General features: G+C 72.6%; 17 protein-coding genes. 8 read left to right on the top strand and 9 right to left on the bottom strand.

The window, feature by feature from the left end:
* Positions 1–17 precede the first annotated feature (17 nt).
* Positions 18–1457 carry a cobyric acid synthase gene (locus tag ABLE88_RS19675; RefSeq protein ID WP_348833690.1) on the top strand — a complete coding sequence of 480 codons (1440 nt, stop codon included), beginning with the start codon at positions 18–20 and terminating at the stop codon, positions 1455–1457.
* 34 nt (positions 1458–1491) lie between these two features.
* Here ABLE88_RS19675 and cbiB read toward each other — a convergent pair whose 3' ends face one another.
* A complete protein-coding gene (gene cbiB / locus ABLE88_RS19670; RefSeq protein ID WP_348833431.1) occupies positions 1492–2478 on the bottom strand; it encodes an adenosylcobinamide-phosphate synthase CbiB in 987 nt (328 codons plus the stop codon).
* Positions 2479–2742: 264 nt separating this feature from the next.
* On the opposite strand from cbiB, the gene ABLE88_RS19665 reads away from it, so the two are divergent.
* From ABLE88_RS19665 to ABLE88_RS19650, 4 genes are all read left to right on the top strand, one after another.
* Positions 2743–3441, top strand: a complete 699-nt coding sequence (locus ABLE88_RS19665; RefSeq protein ID WP_348833429.1) for a metallophosphoesterase family protein — start codon at positions 2743–2745, stop codon at positions 3439–3441.
* Positions 3442–3835: 394 nt separating this feature from the next.
* Complete coding sequence (locus ABLE88_RS19660) at positions 3836–4969, top strand: polysaccharide biosynthesis/export family protein (RefSeq protein ID WP_348833428.1); 1134 nt, start codon at positions 3836–3838, stop codon at positions 4967–4969.
* Between the two features lie 331 nt (positions 4970–5300).
* Entirely contained in the window at positions 5301–6473 is a 1173-nt protein-coding gene (locus tag ABLE88_RS19655) for a vWA domain-containing protein (RefSeq protein WP_348833427.1), read from the top strand.
* The gene (locus ABLE88_RS19650) at positions 6470–7123 is read left to right on the top strand and encodes a hypothetical protein (RefSeq protein WP_348833426.1); all 654 of its coding nucleotides are present in this window, start codon (positions 6470–6472) and stop codon (positions 7121–7123) included. Before ABLE88_RS19655 ends, ABLE88_RS19650 begins: the two co-directional genes overlap by 4 nt.
* Here ABLE88_RS19650 and ABLE88_RS19645 read toward each other — a convergent pair.
* From ABLE88_RS19645 to ABLE88_RS19635, 3 genes are read right to left on the bottom strand one after another with little or no spacing between them, the layout of a single operon-like run.
* A complete protein-coding gene (locus ABLE88_RS19645; RefSeq protein WP_348833424.1) occupies positions 7112–8176 on the bottom strand; it encodes a YcjF family protein in 1065 nt (354 codons plus the stop codon). The genes ABLE88_RS19650 and ABLE88_RS19645 overlap by 12 nt on opposite strands.
* Positions 8177–8234: 58 nt before the next feature.
* Positions 8235–9686, bottom strand: a complete 1452-nt coding sequence (locus tag ABLE88_RS19640; protein WP_348833423.1) for a YcjX family GTP-binding protein — start codon at positions 9684–9686, stop codon at positions 8235–8237.
* Between the two features lies 1 nt (position 9687).
* On the bottom strand, positions 9688–10209 hold the full coding sequence (locus ABLE88_RS19635; protein WP_348833422.1) for a SixA phosphatase family protein: 522 nt from the start codon (positions 10207–10209) through the stop codon (positions 9688–9690).
* 181 nt (positions 10210–10390) lie between these two features.
* Here ABLE88_RS19635 and ABLE88_RS19630 point away from each other — a divergent pair, with 181 nt between their 5' ends.
* Both ABLE88_RS19630 and ABLE88_RS19625 read left to right on the top strand, forming a co-directional pair.
* The gene (locus ABLE88_RS19630; RefSeq protein ID WP_348833421.1) at positions 10391–11794 is read left to right on the top strand and encodes a hypothetical protein; all 1404 of its coding nucleotides are present in this window, start codon (positions 10391–10393) and stop codon (positions 11792–11794) included.
* Positions 11795–12052: 258 nt separating this feature from the next.
* A complete protein-coding gene (locus ABLE88_RS19625) occupies positions 12053–12907 on the top strand; it encodes a MipA/OmpV family protein (protein WP_348833419.1) in 855 nt (284 codons plus the stop codon).
* Between the two features lie 11 nt (positions 12908–12918).
* Here ABLE88_RS19625 and ABLE88_RS19620 read toward each other — a convergent pair whose 3' ends face one another.
* The 4 genes from ABLE88_RS19620 to ABLE88_RS19605 all read right to left on the bottom strand — a co-directional run bounded on the left by ABLE88_RS19620 (position 12919) and on the right by ABLE88_RS19605 (position 15493).
* Positions 12919–13809 carry an SRPBCC family protein gene (locus tag ABLE88_RS19620; RefSeq protein WP_348833418.1) on the bottom strand — a complete coding sequence of 297 codons (891 nt, stop codon included), beginning with the start codon at positions 13807–13809 and terminating at the stop codon, positions 12919–12921.
* A complete protein-coding gene (locus tag ABLE88_RS19615; protein WP_348833417.1) occupies positions 13806–14147 on the bottom strand; it encodes an ArsR/SmtB family transcription factor in 342 nt (113 codons plus the stop codon). The genes ABLE88_RS19620 and ABLE88_RS19615 overlap by 4 nt, the downstream gene beginning before the upstream one ends.
* 85 nt (positions 14148–14232) lie before the next feature.
* Positions 14233–14643: a hypothetical protein gene (locus tag ABLE88_RS19610; protein ID WP_348833416.1), complete on the bottom strand. Its 411-nt coding sequence runs from the start codon at positions 14641–14643 to the stop codon at positions 14233–14235.
* A gap of 4 nt (positions 14644–14647) precedes the next feature.
* Entirely contained in the window at positions 14648–15493 is an 846-nt protein-coding gene (locus ABLE88_RS19605) for an AAA family ATPase (protein ID WP_348833414.1), read from the bottom strand.
* 305 nt (positions 15494–15798) lie between these two features.
* Here ABLE88_RS19605 and dksA point away from each other — a divergent pair, with 305 nt between their 5' ends.
* On the top strand, positions 15799–16215 hold the full coding sequence (gene dksA / locus ABLE88_RS19600) for an RNA polymerase-binding protein DksA (RefSeq protein ID WP_121625455.1): 417 nt from the start codon (positions 15799–15801) through the stop codon (positions 16213–16215).
* Between the two features lie 147 nt (positions 16216–16362).
* Here dksA and ABLE88_RS19595 read toward each other — a convergent pair whose 3' ends face one another.
* On the bottom strand, positions 16363–18117 hold the full coding sequence (locus ABLE88_RS19595) for a flagellar biosynthetic protein FliO (protein ID WP_348833413.1): 1755 nt from the start codon (positions 18115–18117) through the stop codon (positions 16363–16365).
* Positions 18118–18262 lie beyond the last annotated feature (145 nt).

The following is an 18262-nucleotide window of genomic DNA, read 5'->3' as shown; positions in this document are numbered from 1 at the left end:
TGGCCGCGCGCGCGCTCATGTTCCAGGGCACCGGCTCGGACGTCGGCAAGTCGCTGCTGGTGGCGGGGCTGGCGCGCGCGTTCGCGCACCGGGGCCTGAGCGTGCGCCCGTTCAAGCCGCAGAACATGTCCAACAACGCCGCCGTCACCGCCGACGGCGGCGAGATCGGCCGCGCCCAGGCGCTGCAGGCGCGCGCGGCGCGGGTTCCGCCCTCGGTGCACATGAACCCGGTGCTGTTGAAGCCGCAAGGCGAGACCGGCGCCCAGATCGTGGTGCAGGGCCGGGTGCGCGCCACCGCCAAGGCCGCCGCTTATCAGGGGCTGAAGGCGCAGCTTCTGCCCGCGGTGCTGGCGAGCTTCGCGCGGCTGAAGGCCGAGGCGGACCTGGTCCTGGTGGAGGGCGCGGGCAGCGCCTCCGAGGTGAACCTGCGCGCCAACGACATCGCCAATATGGGCTTCGCCCGGGCGGCGGACGTGCCGGTGGTGCTGATCGGCGACATCGACCGGGGCGGGGTGATCGCCAGCCTCGTCGGCACCAAAGCGGTGATCGATGCGGCCGACGCGGCATTGGTCTGCGGCTTCATCGTCAACAAGTTCCGCGGCGATCCTGCGCTGTTCGCCGACGGCATGGCGCGCATCGCGCAGCTCACCGGCTGGCCCGCCTTCGGCCTCGTGCCGCACTTTGCCGACGCCGTGCGGCTGCCGGCCGAGGACGCGCTGGCGCTCGCCGCGCCGCCGCCGCGCAAGGCCGCCGCGCGGCGGCTCGTGTGCGTGCCGATCCTGCCGAACGTGTCCAATTTCGACGACCTCGATCCGCTCGATGCCGAGCCCGACATCGCCGTGCGCCGCCTGCGCCCGCACGAGAGCCTGCCTCCGGAGGCGGATCTCGTGGTGCTGCTGGGCTCGAAATCCACCCTCGCCGATCTCGCGGCGCTGAAGGCGGGCGGGCTCCATCACGACATCCTCGCCTTCGCCCGGCGCGGCGGGCGGGTGCTGGGCCTGTGCGGCGGCTACCAGATGCTGGGGCGCACCATCGCCGATCCCGAGGGCGTGGAGGGCGAGGCGCGCATCGCCCGCGGCCTCGGCCTGCTGGACGTCCACACGGTGCTCTCGGGTGAAAAGCGCCTCGTGGAGGTGAACGGCGAGGCTTTGGGCGGGCCGTTCCACGGCTATGAGATGCACATGGGCGTGACCACCGGCGCCGACGCGGAACGTCCCTTCGCCCGGCTCGCCGACGGGGCGGCGGAGGGGGCGGTCTCGCCGGACGGGCGCATCGCCGGCACCTATGTGCACGGCCTGTTCGCCGCCGATGCCTTCCGCGCCGCTTTCCTCGAGGGGCTCGGCGCGAGCGCGGGCGGGGAGGGCTTCGAGGCGCGCGTGGACGCGACGCTGGATGCGCTCGCCGCCCACCTTGGCGCCCATCTCGACCTCGACGCGCTGCTTGCTGCCGCCCGCTAGGGCGCCGGTCGCGCCTGCGCCGCCGCGCCGGCCCTCAGCTGAACAGCAGCGTCTGGACGATGGCGCCGAGCAGGATCAGGCCGATGAGCAGCCCGTCGGCACGCCGATAGAGCGAGAGCGCGCGCCGCAGGTCCGCGCTGGTGGCCTCGCGGCGGCCGTCGCCCATGAAGGCGTCCTGGGTCGGCACGCCGCCATAGACCTTCGGGCCGTTCAGCTTCAGCCCCAGGGCGCCGGCCATGGCGGCCTCCGGCCAGCCGGCATTGGGCGAGCGGTGGCGCGCCGCGTCGCGCCGCATGGCTTTGAGAGCCCCGCCCGCCGAGGCGCCGGGCATCAGCGCGGCGGCGGCGATCAGCAGCCAGCCGGCGAGGCGCGAGGCCGGCAGGTTGACGAAATCGTCCAGCCGCGCCGCCGCACGGCCGAAGTCGGAATGGCGCGGCGTCAGGTGGCCGATCATGCTGTCGGCGGTGTTCACCGCCTTGTAGGCGGCCGCGCCGGGCAGTCCGCCCACGGCCATCCAGATCACCGGGGCGACCACGCCGTCGGAGAAGTTCTCGGCGAGGCTCTCGATGGCGGCGCGGGCCACGCCGTGGGCGTCCAGCGTGTTGGGATCGCGTCCGACGATCTGGCCGACCGCCTGGCGCGCCTGCTCCAGGCCTGCGCCCGCGCTGTCGCCGCGCTCCAGCGCCTCGGCCACCTGCTCCACGTGCCAGTGCAGCGAGCGCTGGGCGATCAGCGTGCTGCCCAGGAGCGCGAGGATCAGCAGGCCGAGGGCGGAATCGGCGAAGGTCAGCTCCAGCAGCAGCGCCGGCAGCGCCGCCGCCGCGATGACGAGGCCGATGGCGAGGATGCCCCGGGTGCGCCGCCGCTCGGCCGGCAGGCTTTCGCGGTTGAGGCCGCGGTCGAGCAGAGCGATGAGGCGCCCGATCCACACCACCGGATGACCGATGCGCCGCACCAGGCCGGCCGGATATCCCACCAGCGCCTCGATCACCATGGCGAGCGCCGCGATCTCGAATGCCATGCCCTTCCCCCCTGGACAGCACCACCGATTGCGGCGAAACAGGCGGTCGGCATCACACAGCCGTGAGACCCCGAGGGAAATACCGCCTAACGCCGCTTATGTATGGTGCGATGCAACAATTCATTGACGCCGCGCGTGGATTCAATGTTACCATTGCTCTAGGCGGCCCATGAATTTTCGTGGCCCGGGGAGCGCGGCATGGCGGTAATGTCTCTCTTGAAAGCCCGCAACGGCCATCTGGCCGAGCCGTTTCGAGATCCGACCGTGCCCACGATTCCTGACAATCTGCGGGTCTATGCCGTAGGCGACATCCATGGCCGCCTCGATCTGCTGACGACGCTGCACGAAGCCATCGACGAGGATGCCGAGCTCCATCCCGGACCCCAGTGCATCGAGGTCTATCTGGGCGACTACGTGGACCGCGGGCCGCAGTCCGCCAGCGTGATCGATGCGCTGATGGAACGCATGCGCACCCGCAACGCCGTATGCCTCACGGGCAACCATGAGGACATCATGCTCCAGGCGCTCACCTCGCAGGAGGCGTTCGCGGACTGGCTGCGCGTCGGCGGCCTGGAGACCGTGTTCTCCTACGTGCGGCCCTCCGGCACCCTCGACCAGTCCCAGCTCTGGAACGAATGGCGCACCGGCATGCGGGCCGACCACGTCGCGTTCCTGACCCAGCTCGAGACCTCCTACGTGTGCGGCGACTATCTGTTCGTCCATGCCGGCCTGCGGCCCGGACTGAGCCTCGCGGCGCAGGAGCGCAACGACCTGCTGTGGATCCGCAGGGAGTTCCTCGACTATCCCCATTCCTTCGGTCACCTGGTGGTGCACGGCCACACGCCGATCTCCAGCCCCGAAGTGCTCAGCAACCGGATCAACATCGACACCGGCGCCTATGCCACCGGGCACCTGACCTGCCTGGTGCTGGAAGGGGTCGACCGGTTCCTCATCTCCACCTGAACCGGCCGCGCGCACGGCTGGTGGCTCGCGCGCCGCGCAACCTATCCGCGACTCGCGGACCCGCGTCGCTTGGGCGGCGGGATGGTTCTGCGGCAAAGAATCGCCGCTGATCGACTGATTCCGGCCGATTCTCGATCCGTGCGGGCAGATTTTCCGCCGAGCGGCGCCCGGCGCGGAAGAGGGGAGGCACCATGGCACTCCCAATTGCGTCGGTCTGTGGCATTCCAGGCACAGCTAGCCGCCAATCGCGGGTCGGCGATGCCTGAAAACCCTCGGTAGATGTTCAGTTTCGGGCACCCGTGATACTAGCTTTGGCGTGCGACAGAGGGGGTGACCCGTGGCCGACATTCGGGATGTATTGCGAGCATGTGCCGGCGCGGCGGCGAGCGCGGCTATGCTCGGCATGCTCGCCGCATGCAACTTTCTTCCGGCCTCGGGTCCCTATACCGCCGAGATCCACGGCAACCAGAAAGACACGGACGGCTTCAAGTACAAGCTCGTGCCGATGAACGTCGACGCGGTGCGCGTGCTCGCCTCGCTCGATCGCGAAGGGCTGATCGGCACCTTCCGCAACGACCAGAAGCCCGCGCCCCGGGTGAAGGTCGGCATGGGCGACGTGATCGCGATCAGCATCTTCGAAGCCTCCTCGGGCGGCCTGTTCATCCCCGCCGAGGCGGCGTCCCGCGCCGGTAACTTCGTCGACATCCCCCGGCAGACGGTGGACAACAACGGCAACATCTCGGTGCCCTATGCCGGGCTCATCCGGGCGGTCGGGCGCGAGCCGGCGCAGATCGAGGCCGAGATCGTCGAGCGGCTGCGCAACCGCGCCATCGAGCCCCAGGCCGTGGTCACCGTGTACGAGCAGCGCTCGTCGTGGGTGACGGTGATCGGCGAGACCAGCGGCTCGCTCAAATTCCCCCTGCGCTCCACCGGCGAGCGGGTTCTGGACGCCGTCGGTCAGGCCGGTTCGCTGTTGAACAAGGGCTACGACACCTTCGTGACGCTGCAGCGCAACGGGCGCGAGGGCTCCATCAGCTTCAACCGGCTGATCCGCGAGCCGGCCAACAACGTCTACCTCCAGCCGGGCGACGTGATCTACGTCTATTCCCGCTCGCGCAAGTTCCTGGCGTTCGGCGCCTCGGGCACCCAGGGCGAATTCGCGTTCGGCGACGACACCGTCACCCTCAGTGCGGCGATCGCCAAGGCCGGCGGCCTCGTGGACCAGCAGGCCGATCCCCAGTCGGTGTTCCTGTTCCGCATGGAGGCCCGCGACACGCTGGGGCGCATGGGCGTCGACTTGCGGGACGTGCCCCCCAACAACAGCAAGGTCCCCACCATCTACACGGTGAATCTCGGCGATCCGTCCGGCTTCCTGCTGTCCTCGAAGGTCTACATGCGCGACAAGGACATTCTCTACGTCGCCAATGCGGGTGCCGTCGATTTCGCCAAGTTCCTCAACATCGTGGCGCTCACCGCGGCGACGGTCACCGAAGTCACGAACAGCCACCAGATCCTGTTCGAGGATTGACGCCCGGTCCCGGTTCTGGGGTCGCGCAACGCGCGCCCGCTCCGGGCCGGGTCACGGCGCCCGGCGCGGATGGCCGGGACGCGGGGCTCCTGGGCGCGGTCTCGCACCGCGCCGTGCTGCTCGGCCACGGTGCTGCTCCCACGGTGCTGCCCGGCCACGGTGCTGCGCGTGCTCCGGCGCCGGGCGAGGCCCGATCGGTGGTCCGCCGGCGCCCGCCTCGTGATCGGCCCTCTCGCCGCGGGGCATTGAGCCGGCGCGCCCGCCCGTGGCAAGATGAGCGGTATTTCGTCCCCGCCCTTGGGCCGGACCTGCGCGCCGAGGACGCCCGCTCATGTTCATCGCCTTCTTCGAGGCCCTGAAGTCCGCCGGCGTGCCGGTCTCGGTGCGTGAATATCTCACCCTCATGGAAGCGATGGACGCCGACCTCGCCGAGCGCCAGGTGGAGGCCTTCTATTTCCTCGCCCGCGCCTGTCTGGTGAAGGACGAGCGCCACCTCGACCGCTTCGACCGCGTGTTCGGCCAATGCTTCAAGGGCCTCGAGGCGGCGCTCGGCGAGGAGGGCCAGGCGATCCCCGAGGACTGGCTGAGGAAGCTCGCCGAGAAGCATTTGACCGAGGAGGAGAAGCGCCAGATCGAGGCCCTGGGCGGGCTCGACAAGCTGCTGGAGACCCTCAAGAAGCGCCTGGAGGAGCAGAAGGGGCGCCACCAGGGCGGCTCGAAATGGATCGGCACCGCCGGCACCTCGCCGTTCGGCGCCTATGGCTACAATCCCGAGGGCGTGCGCATCGGCCAGGACGGCAACCGCAACTTCCGCGCCGTGAAGGTCTGGGACAAGCGCGAGTTCCGCGACCTCGACGGCGAGGTGGAGCTCGGCACCCGCAACATCAAGGTCGCGCTGCGCCGCCTGCGCAAATTCGCCCGCATCGGCGCCGCCGAGGAACTGGACCTCGACGGCACCATCCGCGAGACCGCGCGCCAGGGCTATCTCGACGTGCGCCTGCGCCCCGAGCGGCGCAACGCGGTGAAGGTGCTGCTGTTCCTCGACGTGGGCGGCTCCATGGACTGGCACATCGCCCAGTGCGAGGAACTGTTCTCGGCCGCGCGCACCGAATTCAAGCACCTCGAGCACTATTACTTCCACAATTGCGTCTACGAATCGGTGTGGCGCGACAATCGCCGCCGCGCCTCCGAGCGCACGCCGCTGCACGAGGTGCTCCACACCTATGGCGCCGACTACAAGCTGATCTTCGTCGGCGACGCCTCCATGAGCCCCTACGAGATCACCATGGCCAACGGCTCGGTGGAGCATGCCAACGCCGAGCCCGGCAAGGCCTGGCTCGGCCGGCTGCTCTCCACCTATCCCAAGGCGGTGTGGCTCAATCCCGTTCCCGAGGCCCATTGGGGCTACACCGAATCCATCCGCCTCGTGCGCCACATCATGGAGAGCCGCATGTATCCCCTCACCGTCGCGGGCCTCGACGCCGCCATGCGGGAGCTGACGTGAGCGCGGACATCCGCACCGATCGCCCGACCCCGGCGCAGGCCGCCGAACGTGTCTGGTGGGGCAAGGACGCGAGCTACGCCTACCAGCCGCGCCTCGGCGGCGCCGGCACGCGGGCGACGCTTTCGGGCGACGCGATCTCGTACGCCGTCGGGGCGCGGGAGGGCCGGCTCTCGCTGCGCGACGTGGCGGGGGTGCGGCTGCGCTTCCATCCGGCGAAATTCGCCCATTCGAGCTTCGAGACCGAGCTGCGCACCTGGGGCGGGGAGAAGCTCAAGCTCGGCTCGGTCTCCCGCGTCTCGCTCACCGGCGTGCGCGACCAGGGGCCGGAATACGCCGCCTTCGTGCGCGCGCTCCATGAGCGTCTGGCCGATCTCGAGACCGCGGGCGGCTTCCGCGGCCAGCCGGGCGTCACCTATCGCGGCGGGTTCGCGACGCTGCGCTGGTGGCTGGTGGCGGTGCTGGGCTTTGCGACGCTCGCCGGGCTGGTGGCCATCTTCGGCATCGCGCTGGTCGACCGGCAATGGAGCTTCGCGGCGTTCCTCGCCGTGCTCTCGGCCTTCGTCGCCTGGCCGACGGTGGAGATGATCGTCCGCAACCGCCCGGTGCGCTATCGCCCGCGCGCGGTGCCCGAGCGCCTGCTACCGGGCTGAGGCAGCCTCCTCCTCGGCCTTGCGCACCAGCCCGGTGGCGACATCGGCGAGGCGCGGGGCGGGCAGCGCCACGAACGGCATGGGCCGGGTCACGGCGATGGCGGCAAGGCCGAGCCGGGCGGTGAGCAGGCCGTTCACCACCCCTTCGCCGAGCCGGGCGGACAGCCGCGCGGCCAGCCCCTGGCCGACGATCTGCTGCACCAGCGTGTCGCCCGCCGCCATGCCGCCGGTGATGGCGAGATGGCCGACCACGTGCCCGGCGAGCCGGACCATGCCGAGGGCGCCGGGCCGCCCGCCATAGAGCAGCGCCAGCGCGCGCACCAGGCGCACCGCGGTGAACAGCACGAAGGCGAGGTCCACCAGCGCCCGCGGCGAGACCGCGGTGACCACCGAGACGTTGCGGGCCGCGTCCGACACCATCTGCCGCGCGCGCGAATCGAGCCCGGGCAGCAGCGAGCGCTCGGTGAGCCGCACCAGGTCCGCGCCGTCGATGATGCCGCCGAGATGGCCCTCCAATTCGGCGCGGGCGCGGGCCAAAGTGGGCTTCTCGGCCGCGAGGCGCAGCATGTCGCGGGCCACCCGCTCGGCCATGGGCAGGTCGTCCGCCTGCGTCGCGGCGGCGGCGCGGGCGCGGATGTCGTCGAGCCGGGCGAGGCGCGACAGCCCGGCGAGCTCGCGGGCGACGATGATGAGGCTCGCGACCACCAGCAGCGCGGCCAAAGCGAGGCCGGCATAGCCGAGCCAGGAGGCGCGGGCGAACAGGTCCTCGATCAGCCGGCTCACCGCCAGATAGAGACCGAGGCTCGCCAGCCCGCCGACCGCCGACCAGAACAGGCCGGCCCAGGAGATGCTGCGCCGGCGCGGCCGCGCCTCCGGCGGCACGTCGAGCGCGGCGATCTCCGCCTCCAGCGGCTCGGGGGCGAGGGTGACCTCGGCCTCGTCAAGCCGGAACACCTGCGGGCGGTGGCGCCGGTGCGGTTTCTGTCCCCCCGCCTGTCCCCCGTGGGACGCCTTGGGCGCCGTGCCGGCGCGGGCGCCGTGGTCCTCGCTCATGGGCTTCCTCATCCTTGCCGCGGCGCGGCGCCCGACCGCGCCGATCGTTTGGCCGGGCTCACGCCAGCCGGTCGCCCAGCAGAAACTGGAGCGCCCGGTCGAGGCGAATATGGGGAATGGGCTTGTCGGCGCCAATGCCGGCCGGCGGGCGGAAGCGCAGGAAGCGGAAGTCCGCTTCGTCCGCATGGGCCGAGGCGAGCCCGCGGAAGCCGGCGCCCGAGGGATCGAACAGCGCGTCCGGATCGGTCGGCAGCTCGCCGGGGAACACCGCCACCTCCTCTTCGCCGTCGAATACGTGTCCGCCCGCCTCCTGGCCTGCCTCGGGGGTGCCGACGATGGCGCTCAGCTCGTGGCCGCCGCGCGTCACCCGCGCCTCGCGCGTGGCGCGGATGGCGGCGAGCGCCACCACGTCGAGCGCGGCGCCGCCTTGCTTCGCCCGGCCGCGGGCGCGCTCCACCAGGCGGGCGAGGATGGCCTCCAGCCGGTCATGGCTGGTGCGGTGCAGGTGATCGGCCTTGGTGGCGGCGAACAGCACCTTCTCGATGCGCGGCCGGAACAGGGCGCTGACGAGGCTGTTCCGCCCGGTGCGAAAGGCGGCGAGGATGCCGTCGAGCGCGCGCTCGAGGTCGGCGAGCGCCGCCGGGCCGGCATTCAGCGCCGCGAGCGCGTCCACCAGCACGATCTGCCGGTCGAGCCTGGCGAAATGGTTGCGGAAGAAGGGCCGCACCACGGCGCTCTTATAGGCCTCGAAGCGGCGTTCCATCATCGCCCCGAGCGAGCCGGAGGGGAACCCTTTGGGCCGCGGGTCGAGCGGCGCGAAGGTGAGGGCGGGCGAGCCCTCGAGCTCGCCCGGCATCAAGAAGCGCCCCGGCGGCAGCAGGCTCATGGCGACGGTCTCGGCGCGGCAGGCGGCGAGATAGGCGGTGAAGTGGCCGGCGAGCTCGCGCGCCTTGGCCTCGTCCGCCGGCCGCGCGGGATCGGTGGCGGCGAGCGCGGCGAGGAACGGGCCGGCGAGCGCGGCGCGGGCGGGCGCGCGGGCGAGCTCCAGGCTCTGCCGCGCGAAATCGGAAAAGCCCATGTCGAGCAGGGGCAGATCGAGCAGCCACTCGCCGGGATAGTCGACGAGGTCGAGGGTGAGCGTGCGCATGGCGCCGCGCGGGCTGGCATAGCGCACCAGCAGGCGCAGCTCGCTCACCCGCGTGGTGGAGGAGGGCCAGGCCCGCGCCTTAGCGAGGGTGGCAAGATGATCCTCATAGGCAAAGCGCGCCACCGCATCGTCCGGCTGCGGCTCCAGCGCCGCGCGGGCGATGCGGCCGGAGGCCTCGAACACCGGCAGGCGCCCGCCTTTGGTGAGGGCGTGGATCAGCGCCGTGGTGAAGATGGTCTTGCCCGCCCGCGACAGGCCGGTGACGCCGAGCCGCAAAGTGGGGTTGGTCAGCCCCTCCATGCGGTCGGCGAGCGACATCAAGGCGATGCGCGCGTCTTCGACGGCCTCGCTCCAGCCGGCCATCTTATTTGTCCGGCGCGAGCGCGCGCGGGCTGACGAAGCGGTCGAGCCGCCCCGAGGCGGGCGCCAGCTGCGCCCAGTCGTCCACCGGCAGATCGATGACGGCGAGCGCCCCGGTGGGGAACTTCTCCGCCATGCGCTCGATCGGCCGCAGCGGCCCGGACGCCACCAGCAGGTCCGCAAGGTCCTGCAGGCCGGGATTGTGCCCCACCAGCATCAGCACGTGCGCCGTGCGCGGCTGCTCGCGCAGCACCGCCACGAGGCGGGCGGCGCTCGCCTCGTAGAGCCGCGGCTCGCTCGCCGTCTCCACCACCTGCGGCAAGGCGGCGCCCACCAGCTCCCAGGTCTCGCGCGTGCGCCGGGCGGGGGAGACCAGGACGCGGTCGGCGATGAGGTTCTCCGCCGCCATGTAGGCGCCCATGCGGGGGGCGTCGGCGCGCCCGCGCGGCCCCAGCGGGCGCTCCGGGTCGGCGACGCCCTCGGGCCAGTCGGACTTGGCGTGGCGCAACAGCATGAGGCGGCGCATGGTGCTTTCCCGGGGCAGGGGAGGGCGGCTGCACTCCCTTATGGCGGCGGGCGGCGCCGCGCAAGCCGCGCGCCCGGGCCCGGCCCGTCATGGCAACGCCACAGCTGCGCCCCACAAGATGCGCAATGGGGAGGCAAGCCGGTAGCGAATCGGGCCATATTCCCAGCCGGAAACGGGACCCATGACGAGCATTCTGCCACGCCCCAAGGGCCCGCAAGCGTCGGGCGCAGCCGCGCGCGGCGCGGATCGGCGCCGGGTGATCGACTGCGAGGTCTGCGTCGTCGGCTCCGACCTCGCCGCGCTGGCGCTCGCCCATCGGCTCGCCGGCGCAGGCCGCGACGTGGTGCGCCTCGGCGCCGCCGCCGACCCCGCTCTGCCGCTCGACGACGTGCTGGCGCCCGGCTTCGCCATGTCGGCGCGCGCGCTGGTGGACCGCGTCGGCGAGGACGATGCCGGGGCGCTGTGGGCGCTCTCGCGGGAGGCGGCGGTCCAGGGCCGCGATCTGGCCGCGGCGTTGGGCGTTCCATTCGGCCCCAAGGGGGCGCTGCTGGCGGCCCGCGCGTCCGCCGCCGGGCGGCTCGCCGAGGAGCAGGCGCTGCTCGCGCGCATCGCCCCCGGCACCGCGCGGCTGGTGGGCGCGGGCGACCTCGCCGGCCTGCTCGGCACGGACGATTTCGTCGCCGCCCTCGGCCTCGTTCCGGCGGTGCGCATCCCGGCCGGCGCGCTGGCCGCGGCGCTGGCGCGGGCGGCCGGCTCCATGGGCATCCAGGAGATCGCCGCCGACGGCCCGGTCGCCTGCGATCTCAAGGGCCTGCGCAAATATGTGGACACGCCGGGCGTGCGCATCCGCGCGTTCGAGGTGATCCTGTGCGGCACCGAGATCCTGCGGTCCGCGGTCCCGCACCTCGCGGCGGGGCTGAAGGCGACCCATTTCGCCGCCGGTCGGGTGCCGCTCGCCGGCGCGCCGCCGGCCTTCGGCGGCCGGGTGCGCGAATATGGCGGCTTCGGCATCGACTATCACGTGGATGAGGCCGGCCTCGTGCTCGCCGTGCCGACCGCGCTGCCGGTGCGCACCGCCTCGGGCGCGGCGCGCATCCTGTCGCGCCATGCGCGCGGCCTTCTGCCCGACCGGCTGGGCGGCCGGCCCGAGGGCCGCGGCTGGCGCATCCTCGCCGCGCCCCACGGCATGCCGCTCGCGGGGCGCGTCGAGAAGGGCGTCTACGCCATCGCCGGCCTGGGTTTGCAGCCGCTCTCCGCGCACCTGCTCTGCGCGGCGCTGGTGGCGGAGGCGATGGCCGGGCGCGACGACCGGCTGGCGCTGCTGGAGCCGTTCCTGGCCGTGGAGCCGCGCCGCGCTTGGGCGCCGCTGCGGGACTTCGTGGCGTTCTGGCGCGCGCGCCTCGTCGCCCGCGCGGCGGCGCCGGCGGAGGGCAGAGGCGCGGGCGCGCAGGGCCGCGGACCGCGCCCGCTGAAGCCGAGGCCGGGGCGCCGGGCCGAGGCCGACCGGCCGGCGGTCATGGGGCGTCCCCAACCCTCGGGGGCACCCCGTCCTGGCGGGCGTGGCGCGCCCCGGCGCGGTCCGTGACCCAAGCGGCCGGCGCCGCGCGCGCATCGGCAGAGCCCGGCGCGTGAGTCTTGGCCGGCCGCGCCGTCGCCCGCGCGTGGCCGATCTGCCACATGCCCGGCGCTATCCGCCAGGCGGCCTTGACCCAACCGTTGGTTAACCCTCTCCTTGCATCGGCGCCCGCGCCGGGGCGATCGCGGCGCGCGTGTGCCGCGCGCTTGGCATTTCTTAAATCCGCCCGGCTGCAGGATGGCCGCTGGTTGTTTCAGAGGTTCCCCGATGGCCGTGTTCTTGAAGCTGCGTCCGCTTTTGCTTGCCACCCTGCTCGGCGCGGGGGCATGCGGCGGCGCGGCCGCGGCCGACCTGTTCTCGCCGCCGCCGCCGACCCCGGTGGCGCCCTCGGTCAACGAGGACTGGTACATGACCGTCGGCGTGTCCGGCGCGGCGGAGCCGAGCTATCCCGGGGCCGACAATTACGCCTTCCGCCCCGGCCTCATCTTTTCCATCCGCAAGGCGAGCCAGCTGAACGTCTTCCGCAGCATCGACGACAATCCCTCGCTGGCGGTGTTCGACACCGGAAATTTCCGCGTCGGCGCGGTGGGGCGCATCGACTGGGGGCGGGACGCGAGCGATTCCTCGCGCCTTTTGGGCCTCGGCGACGTCGATCCGGCGCTCGAGGCGGGCGGCTTCGCCGAGTGGTACGTCACCGACTGGCTGCGCACCCGCGCCGAGCTGCGCTACGGCGTCGGCGGCTTCGAGGGCATCCGCGGCCTGCTCGGCGCCGACGTGATCCTGCCCTACGGCCAGTGGCGCTTCGCCGTCGGCCCGCGCCTCACCTATGGCGGCTCGGGCTATATGGAGACCTATTTCGGCGTCTCGGCGGCCCAGTCGGCGGTGGCCACCGCGCTCGGCAACCCGCTGCCGGTCTACACGCCCGGCTCCGGCTTCGACCTCGTCGGGGCGACCGCGCAGCTCACCTACAATTTCCGCAACGGCTTCGAGACCGGCGTCTTTGCCAGCTACGGCCGGCTTCTGGGCGATGCGGCCTCCTCGCCGCTCACCAGCGACGCCAACCAGTTCATGGCCGGCCTCTCGGTCAGCTACACCTTCAACATCGGCAAGTCTTGGTGGTGAGAGCGTGACGTTCAGCCGGACGTGACGCGGCGCTCCAGCTTGCCCAGGGTCTGCTGGCCCAGTTCCTCGGCGCCGAAGCCTTTTGCCGCCTGATACTCGGCCGCGGTGCTGAACACCATGCCCAGCGTCACCTTCGTGCCCCCATCTTGCTCGTCAAACGCCGCCCAGGCGTCGGCATGCTTCGGCCCGTTCTCGCCCCAGAGCAGGCCGTAAGCGATCCGCTCCTCGGGCCGGACCTCCACATAGACATGATGGTTCGGGAAGACCGTGCCGTCGGGCGCGATCATGTCGAAGACCCATTCGCCGCCCTGCCGCAGGTCGATCCGCTGCGTGCGGCAGGAAAAGCCGTCCGGCCCCCACCATTGCGGCAGCGACTGGGGGTTCATCCAGGCGCCCCAGACCGCGGATCGGGGGGCCTTTATCACCCGTTCCAGCACCATGGTCCGCTCGGCCGCGCCGGCGAGATTGCTCAGTCCGGCGTCGAAGCCTTGCCGGTATCCGTCCTCCATCTCGGCGGCCAGCGCGGACAGCTGAACGGTCACGACCAGCCTGCTGCCTGCGCCGGCGCCTGAAAAAGCCGCTGTCACCAGCGCGGCCGATTGCGTGACGCCCGCGGCCGAGACCACCTCGTAATTCACGCTGCGCGCGGCGGGCTCAAGCGCGAGCCAGCCGCATTCGCACCTCATGTCCGGCTGGCCCGCCACCTTGCAGAGCGAGACCTCGCGGCCCCCCACGCGTGTGTCGGCCTCCAGGAACGCCACCGTGACCGAGGGGGTGGGCGCGGCCCACACCGCCCGCGCGGCCGGAGCGGTCCAGGCCTGCCACAGGGTCGAAAGCGGCGCGGCGACGTCGCGCGCGAAGGTCAGCGTGGCGAAGCGGCCGGGCTGCTGCTGTGGGGTCATCCTGTTTCTCCCTTCATCACGTTCGTCACGAAGGCGTCCAGCCGGTCGAGCCGCGCCTCCCAGATCGCCCGCTGATCGTCGAGCCATGTGCGCGCCGGCTCCAGCGCCTCGGGGCGGATGGCGCAGGTGCGCACGCGCCCGTCCTTGGCGGTGGCGATCAGCCCGGCCTCCTCCAGAACGGACAGGTGCCGCATCACGGTGGGCAGGCGCAGGCCCGTGGGGCCGGCAAGATCCGTCACCGCCGCCGGTCCTTCGGCGAGGCGCGTCAGGATCGACCGGCGGGTCGGATCCGCCAGCGCGTGGAAGAGCAGGGACAGATCGGCATAATGCTTAGCCATGTGGCTAACGATACGCGCGCCGTGCGGCATTGCAAGGGATACTTCGCTGGTTCGCTAAGTTTTGTCTCCGGCGCGGCGCAGGGAGCTATTCGCCGCCGCCGTCCCCGTCGCCCGAGCCGCCGGCGTCGCCGGAATCGGGGCCGCTGCCGCTGTGGCCCACGTCGGGCGACTCGCCGCCCGCCTCGCCGGAATGGCGGTGGGCGGCATAACCCGTGGCGAGGATCAGGGCGCCGCCGGCCGCCGCCGCGGCGCCCGCCGCCCGCGCCGCGTCGGCGGTGTCCGGCGCGCTGTTCGCGGCGGATGCGGCGGGGGCCGGTGATCCCTCCCGACCGAGCCCGTAGTCGATGGCGCGATCCTGGGTGGCGCGATCCGGCCTGCCGCCCTCCGGCTTGGCCTGGGCGCCGGGCGCGGTCCTGCCCGCGCCGCGCAGGCTGAGGAACAGCGCCAGCGGCACGCCGACCACGAGCAGAGCGATCAGGATCTGTGTCGCGTCCATGGTCTCAGCGCTGCTCGCGCCGCGAGAGGAAAGCGAGGCGCTCGAACAGGTGCACGTCCTGCTCGTTCTTGAGCAGGGCGCCGGCGAGCGGGGGGATTGCCTTGCGCACGTCCTTCTCGCGCAGCGTCTGCGCGTCCACGTCCTCCGCCACCAGCAGCTTCAGCCAGTCGATGAGCTCGGAGGTGGAGGGCTTTTTCTTCAGCCCCGGCACCTCGCGCAAATCGTAGAACAGGCGCAGCGCCTCCGAGACCAGGCGCGGCTTGATGCCTGGGAAGTGCACGTCGACGATGGCGCGCATGGTGTCGGCGTCGGGAAAGCGGATGTAGTGGAAGAAGCAGCGGCGCAGGAACGCGTCCGGCAGCTCCTTCTCGTTGTTGGAGGTGATGAGCACCACGGGGCGCTGGCGCGCCTTGACCTGCTCGCCGGTCTCGTAGACGTGGAACTCCATGCGGTCGAGCTCCTGCAGCAGGTCGTTGGGGAACTCGATGTCCGCCTTGTCGACCTCGTCGATCAGCAGCACCGGCCGGGTGTCGGCGGCGAAGGCGGTCCACAGCTTGCCCTTGCGGATGTAGTTGGCGATGTCGTGAACCTTGGGGTCGCCGAGCTGGCTGTCGCGCAGGCGCGCCACCGCATCGTATTCGTAGAGCCCCTGCTGCGCCTTGGTGGTGGACTTGATGTGCCACTCGATGAGATCGGCGCCGAGCGCCTTCGCCACCTCCTGCGCCAGCACGGTCTTGCCGGTGCCCGGCTCGCCCTTCACCAGCAGCGGCCGTTCGAGGACGATGGCCGCGTTGACCGCCACCTTCAGGTCGTCGGTGGCGACGTAGCTTCCCGTTCCCTCGAACCGCATGTGCTTCATCCCCGTCGTCGTCGGCCGTTCCGGCTGCGGCAAGGTCGGCACCCTTCGGCGCGGCGTCAAGTCCCGGCTGTGCCGGCATGGCGCTCGAAGACCGGTTGTCGCGACGGGCGGGCGTCGATATAAGCGCGGCGACCTTGGAGTTCCCGGATGTTCCCGCGCGGCGTGCGCCGCAGGGGGCGGACGGCTCCGGATCGTTGATGGGGTAGGGGTCTTGCGTGCGCCGCTCATCTTCGGGTGGGGGCGCCGGGAGCGCCTGCGCCACGGGGATCAGCGACGTTGTATCGAGGACTTGGCTGATGTCGATCCAAATCGACGAGGACTATCGCCCCCGAGAGGACGAGCCCTTCATGAACGACAGGCAGCGGGAATATTTCCGCCAGAAGCTGTTGCGCTGGAAGGACGACATCCTCAAGGAGGCGCGCGAGACCCTGCAGCACCTTCAGGACGAGAACCAGAACCATCCCGACCTCGCGGATCGGGCCTCCTCGGAGACCGACCGCTCCATCGAGCTGCGCGCCCGCGACCGCCAGCGCAAGCTCATCGCCAAGATCGACGCCGCCCTCCTGCGCATCGAGGACGGCACCTACGGCTATTGCGAGGACACCGGCGAGCCGATCGCCCTGAAGCGGCTCGAGGCGCGTCCGATCGCCACCCTTTCGGTGGAAGCGCAGGAGCGCCACGAGCGCCGCGAGCGCGTCTACCGCGACGACTGACGCCGCGGCGCCCGGGCCCGCGGCGTGCGGCAGAATGGGAAAAGGCCGGCGTGGAGCCATCCACGCCGGCCTTTGTCTTTTCGCGCCCGGCCCCGGCCCCGGGCCGGGGCGCTGGGTCCAAGCCCTGGGACAGGGCGTCGTTCCGATCTAGCGGCCGGAGCTGCGGCCGAGCAGGTTCGCCATCTCGGCGTCGAGATCGTTGAACGGATCGTTGGCGGGGCTCTGCACCGGCTCCACCGGCTTCTCGCCGCGCGGCGCGGCGTGGGGCACAACCTGCGGCTCCAGCTCGGCGCGCGGTGCCTGCGGGGTGGCCGGAGCCTCCCAACGGCGCGGCGCGATCGCCGGCGGGGCCGGCCGGGCGCCGAGATCGTCGGGCCGGCGCTCGGGATCGCGGCGCAGCTCGCCCTCCCGCCGCGGCTGGTCGCGCAGGCGGGTGAGCGCCGGCGGTCGCTCGGACGGCTCGGGCGCGGCGCGGCGCGGGGCGTCGAGGCGGGGCGCCTCGCGGGACGGGCGCGCCGAACCGTCGCCGGGGCGCAAGGCGAACTCGCGCGGGCGCAGGCCCGGCTCCGGTGCCCCCGCGGGGGCGCGCGGCGCGAACTCAGGACGGGCCGAGGGCTCAAGCCGCGCCGCCGCCGGCTCGATCCGGGGCCGCTCGGGGCGCTCGCCCGCCGGCGCGAGGACCGGGCGGATGTCCCGCAGCCGCTCGCGCGGGCGCTCGGCGGGGGCGACGGGCGGAACGGCGGCCGGGGAGGGGGCCTCGGCCCCCCGCGGCTCGACGTCCGGCGCCGCGGGCGCGGCCTTGGGCGCCTCGGCGGCAGCGGCGGCCTCGTTGGCGTCGTTGGCCTCCGCCGGGGCGTCCGCAAGCGAGGCGGCCTCGGCCTCGCCGAACGCGATCCTGGTCTGCGGAACCTCGAGGGCGAGCTCCGCCGCGAGCTCGGAGACGAGGTCGATCTCGCCGATGGCGGGGGCGGGCCCGGCTTCGGACGCGGGCTCCTCCTCCAGCAGGTCGGCGAGGCTGAGATGGGGCGCCGTCTCGTCCGTGGTTTCGGCGAGGGCGAGGTCGAGATTCTGCGCGATCGCGTCGATGTCGGGCGCGCCCCGCTGCGCCGGCTCCGGCGCGCGGGCCGGGTGCGGCGCCTCGGCCGCGGCCGCGTCGGCGATGCCGGCGTCCGCCTCGCCGGGGGCGGCGGCGCCCGCGATCACCGGGCGCTCCAGCGCCGCACGCCGTTCCGTCGGCGCGGCGCGATCGCCTGCGGGCTCGGCCGGCACGGGACCGGACGGACCGCGGCCGATGGCCGGCGGGGCGCCGCGCGGCAGGCTGGGACGGGCGGCGGGGGCCGGCGCGGCAGGGCGACCGGACAGCGTGCCGTCGGGCCGCAGCAGCGGCCGGCGCGCCGGCATGGGGCGCCGGATCTCTGCGGCGGGCGCCGCGTCGGCGTCGCGGGCGGCGAGCTCCGGCACCGCGCGGGGCTCCTCGGCCGGCGGCAGGCCGTCGAGGGAGGGCGCCGCGGCGAGCCGGGGCGCCGGCGCGGCGCGCGGCAACGGGTGGCCGGGCTGGGCCTGGACCTGGGCGGCGGCCGCCTCGCGGATCTGGGCCGGCTGGCGGCCCGCCGCCGGCTTGTCGATGTCGGCCTCCACCACCAGATCGGCGGTGCCGCCCACCAGGATCAGATGCTCGACCTCGTCGCGGCGCACCAGCATCAGCCGGCGCCGGGCGTCGAGAGCCAGCGTGTCGACCACCGTCAGACGCGGGCCGGAACGGCCCCTGGCCACCGCAAGGCGGCGCCCGCCGATGGCGCGCATGAGCATGACCGTCGCTCCGAGCAGCACGGCGATCACGAGGAGGGCTACGCCGAGCCGGACCGGAAAGTCGAGCTGGGTGCCGAAAATCTGCTGAAACATCATGCCTCCGCTGGCTGCATGCGGGAACGGGAGTCAGGGCGGACGGATGACCGTGGGTCCGGAATGCGCGATCTTGCGCGCCCATGCCCTAAGGTTTTCTTGATAATCATGGCAGGATTTAAACCGGACGCGAATCTCTAGGCGC

It is taken from the genome of Xanthobacter luteus, assembly GCF_040049235.1.
GTDB lineage: Bacteria > Pseudomonadota > Alphaproteobacteria > Rhizobiales > Xanthobacteraceae > Xanthobacter.
This window is presented reverse-complemented; position numbering and strand designations above follow the sequence as displayed.

Bases quoted from the DNA above. Each gene is read 5' to 3' on its own strand.
- ABLE88_RS19635 (WP_348833422.1), bottom strand. From the start codon at position 10,209: ATGCGCCGCCTCATGCTGTTGCGCCACGCCAAGTCCGACTGGCCCGAG.
- ABLE88_RS19595 (WP_348833413.1), bottom strand. From the start codon at position 18,117: ATGTTTCAGCAGATTTTCGGCACCCAGCTCGACTTTCCGGTCCGGCTC.
- ABLE88_RS19640 (WP_348833423.1), bottom strand. From the start codon at position 9,686: ATGGCCGGCTGGAGCGAGGCCGTCGAAGACGCGCGCATCGCCTTGATG.
- ABLE88_RS19645 (WP_348833424.1), bottom strand. From the start codon at position 8,176: ATGAGCGAGGACCACGGCGCCCGCGCCGGCACGGCGCCCAAGGCGTCC.
- ABLE88_RS19630 (WP_348833421.1), top strand. From the start codon at position 10,391: ATGACGAGCATTCTGCCACGCCCCAAGGGCCCGCAAGCGTCGGGCGCA.
- ABLE88_RS19675 (WP_348833690.1), top strand. From the start codon at position 18: ATGTTCCAGGGCACCGGCTCGGACGTCGGCAAGTCGCTGCTGGTGGCG.
- ABLE88_RS19655 (WP_348833427.1), top strand. From the start codon at position 5,301: ATGTTCATCGCCTTCTTCGAGGCCCTGAAGTCCGCCGGCGTGCCGGTC.
- ABLE88_RS19625 (WP_348833419.1), top strand. From the start codon at position 12,053: ATGGCCGTGTTCTTGAAGCTGCGTCCGCTTTTGCTTGCCACCCTGCTC.
- ABLE88_RS19605 (WP_348833414.1), bottom strand. From the start codon at position 15,493: ATGCGGTTCGAGGGAACGGGAAGCTACGTCGCCACCGACGACCTGAAG.
- cbiB (WP_348833431.1), bottom strand. From the start codon at position 2,478: ATGGCATTCGAGATCGCGGCGCTCGCCATGGTGATCGAGGCGCTGGTG.
- ABLE88_RS19610 (WP_348833416.1), bottom strand. From the start codon at position 14,643: ATGGACGCGACACAGATCCTGATCGCTCTGCTCGTGGTCGGCGTGCCG.
- ABLE88_RS19660 (WP_348833428.1), top strand. From the start codon at position 3,836: ATGCTCGGCATGCTCGCCGCATGCAACTTTCTTCCGGCCTCGGGTCCC.
- ABLE88_RS19615 (WP_348833417.1), bottom strand. From the start codon at position 14,147: ATGGCTAAGCATTATGCCGATCTGTCCCTGCTCTTCCACGCGCTGGCG.
- ABLE88_RS19620 (WP_348833418.1), bottom strand. From the start codon at position 13,809: ATGACCCCACAGCAGCAGCCCGGCCGCTTCGCCACGCTGACCTTCGCG.
- dksA (WP_121625455.1), top strand. From the start codon at position 15,799: ATGTCGATCCAAATCGACGAGGACTATCGCCCCCGAGAGGACGAGCCC.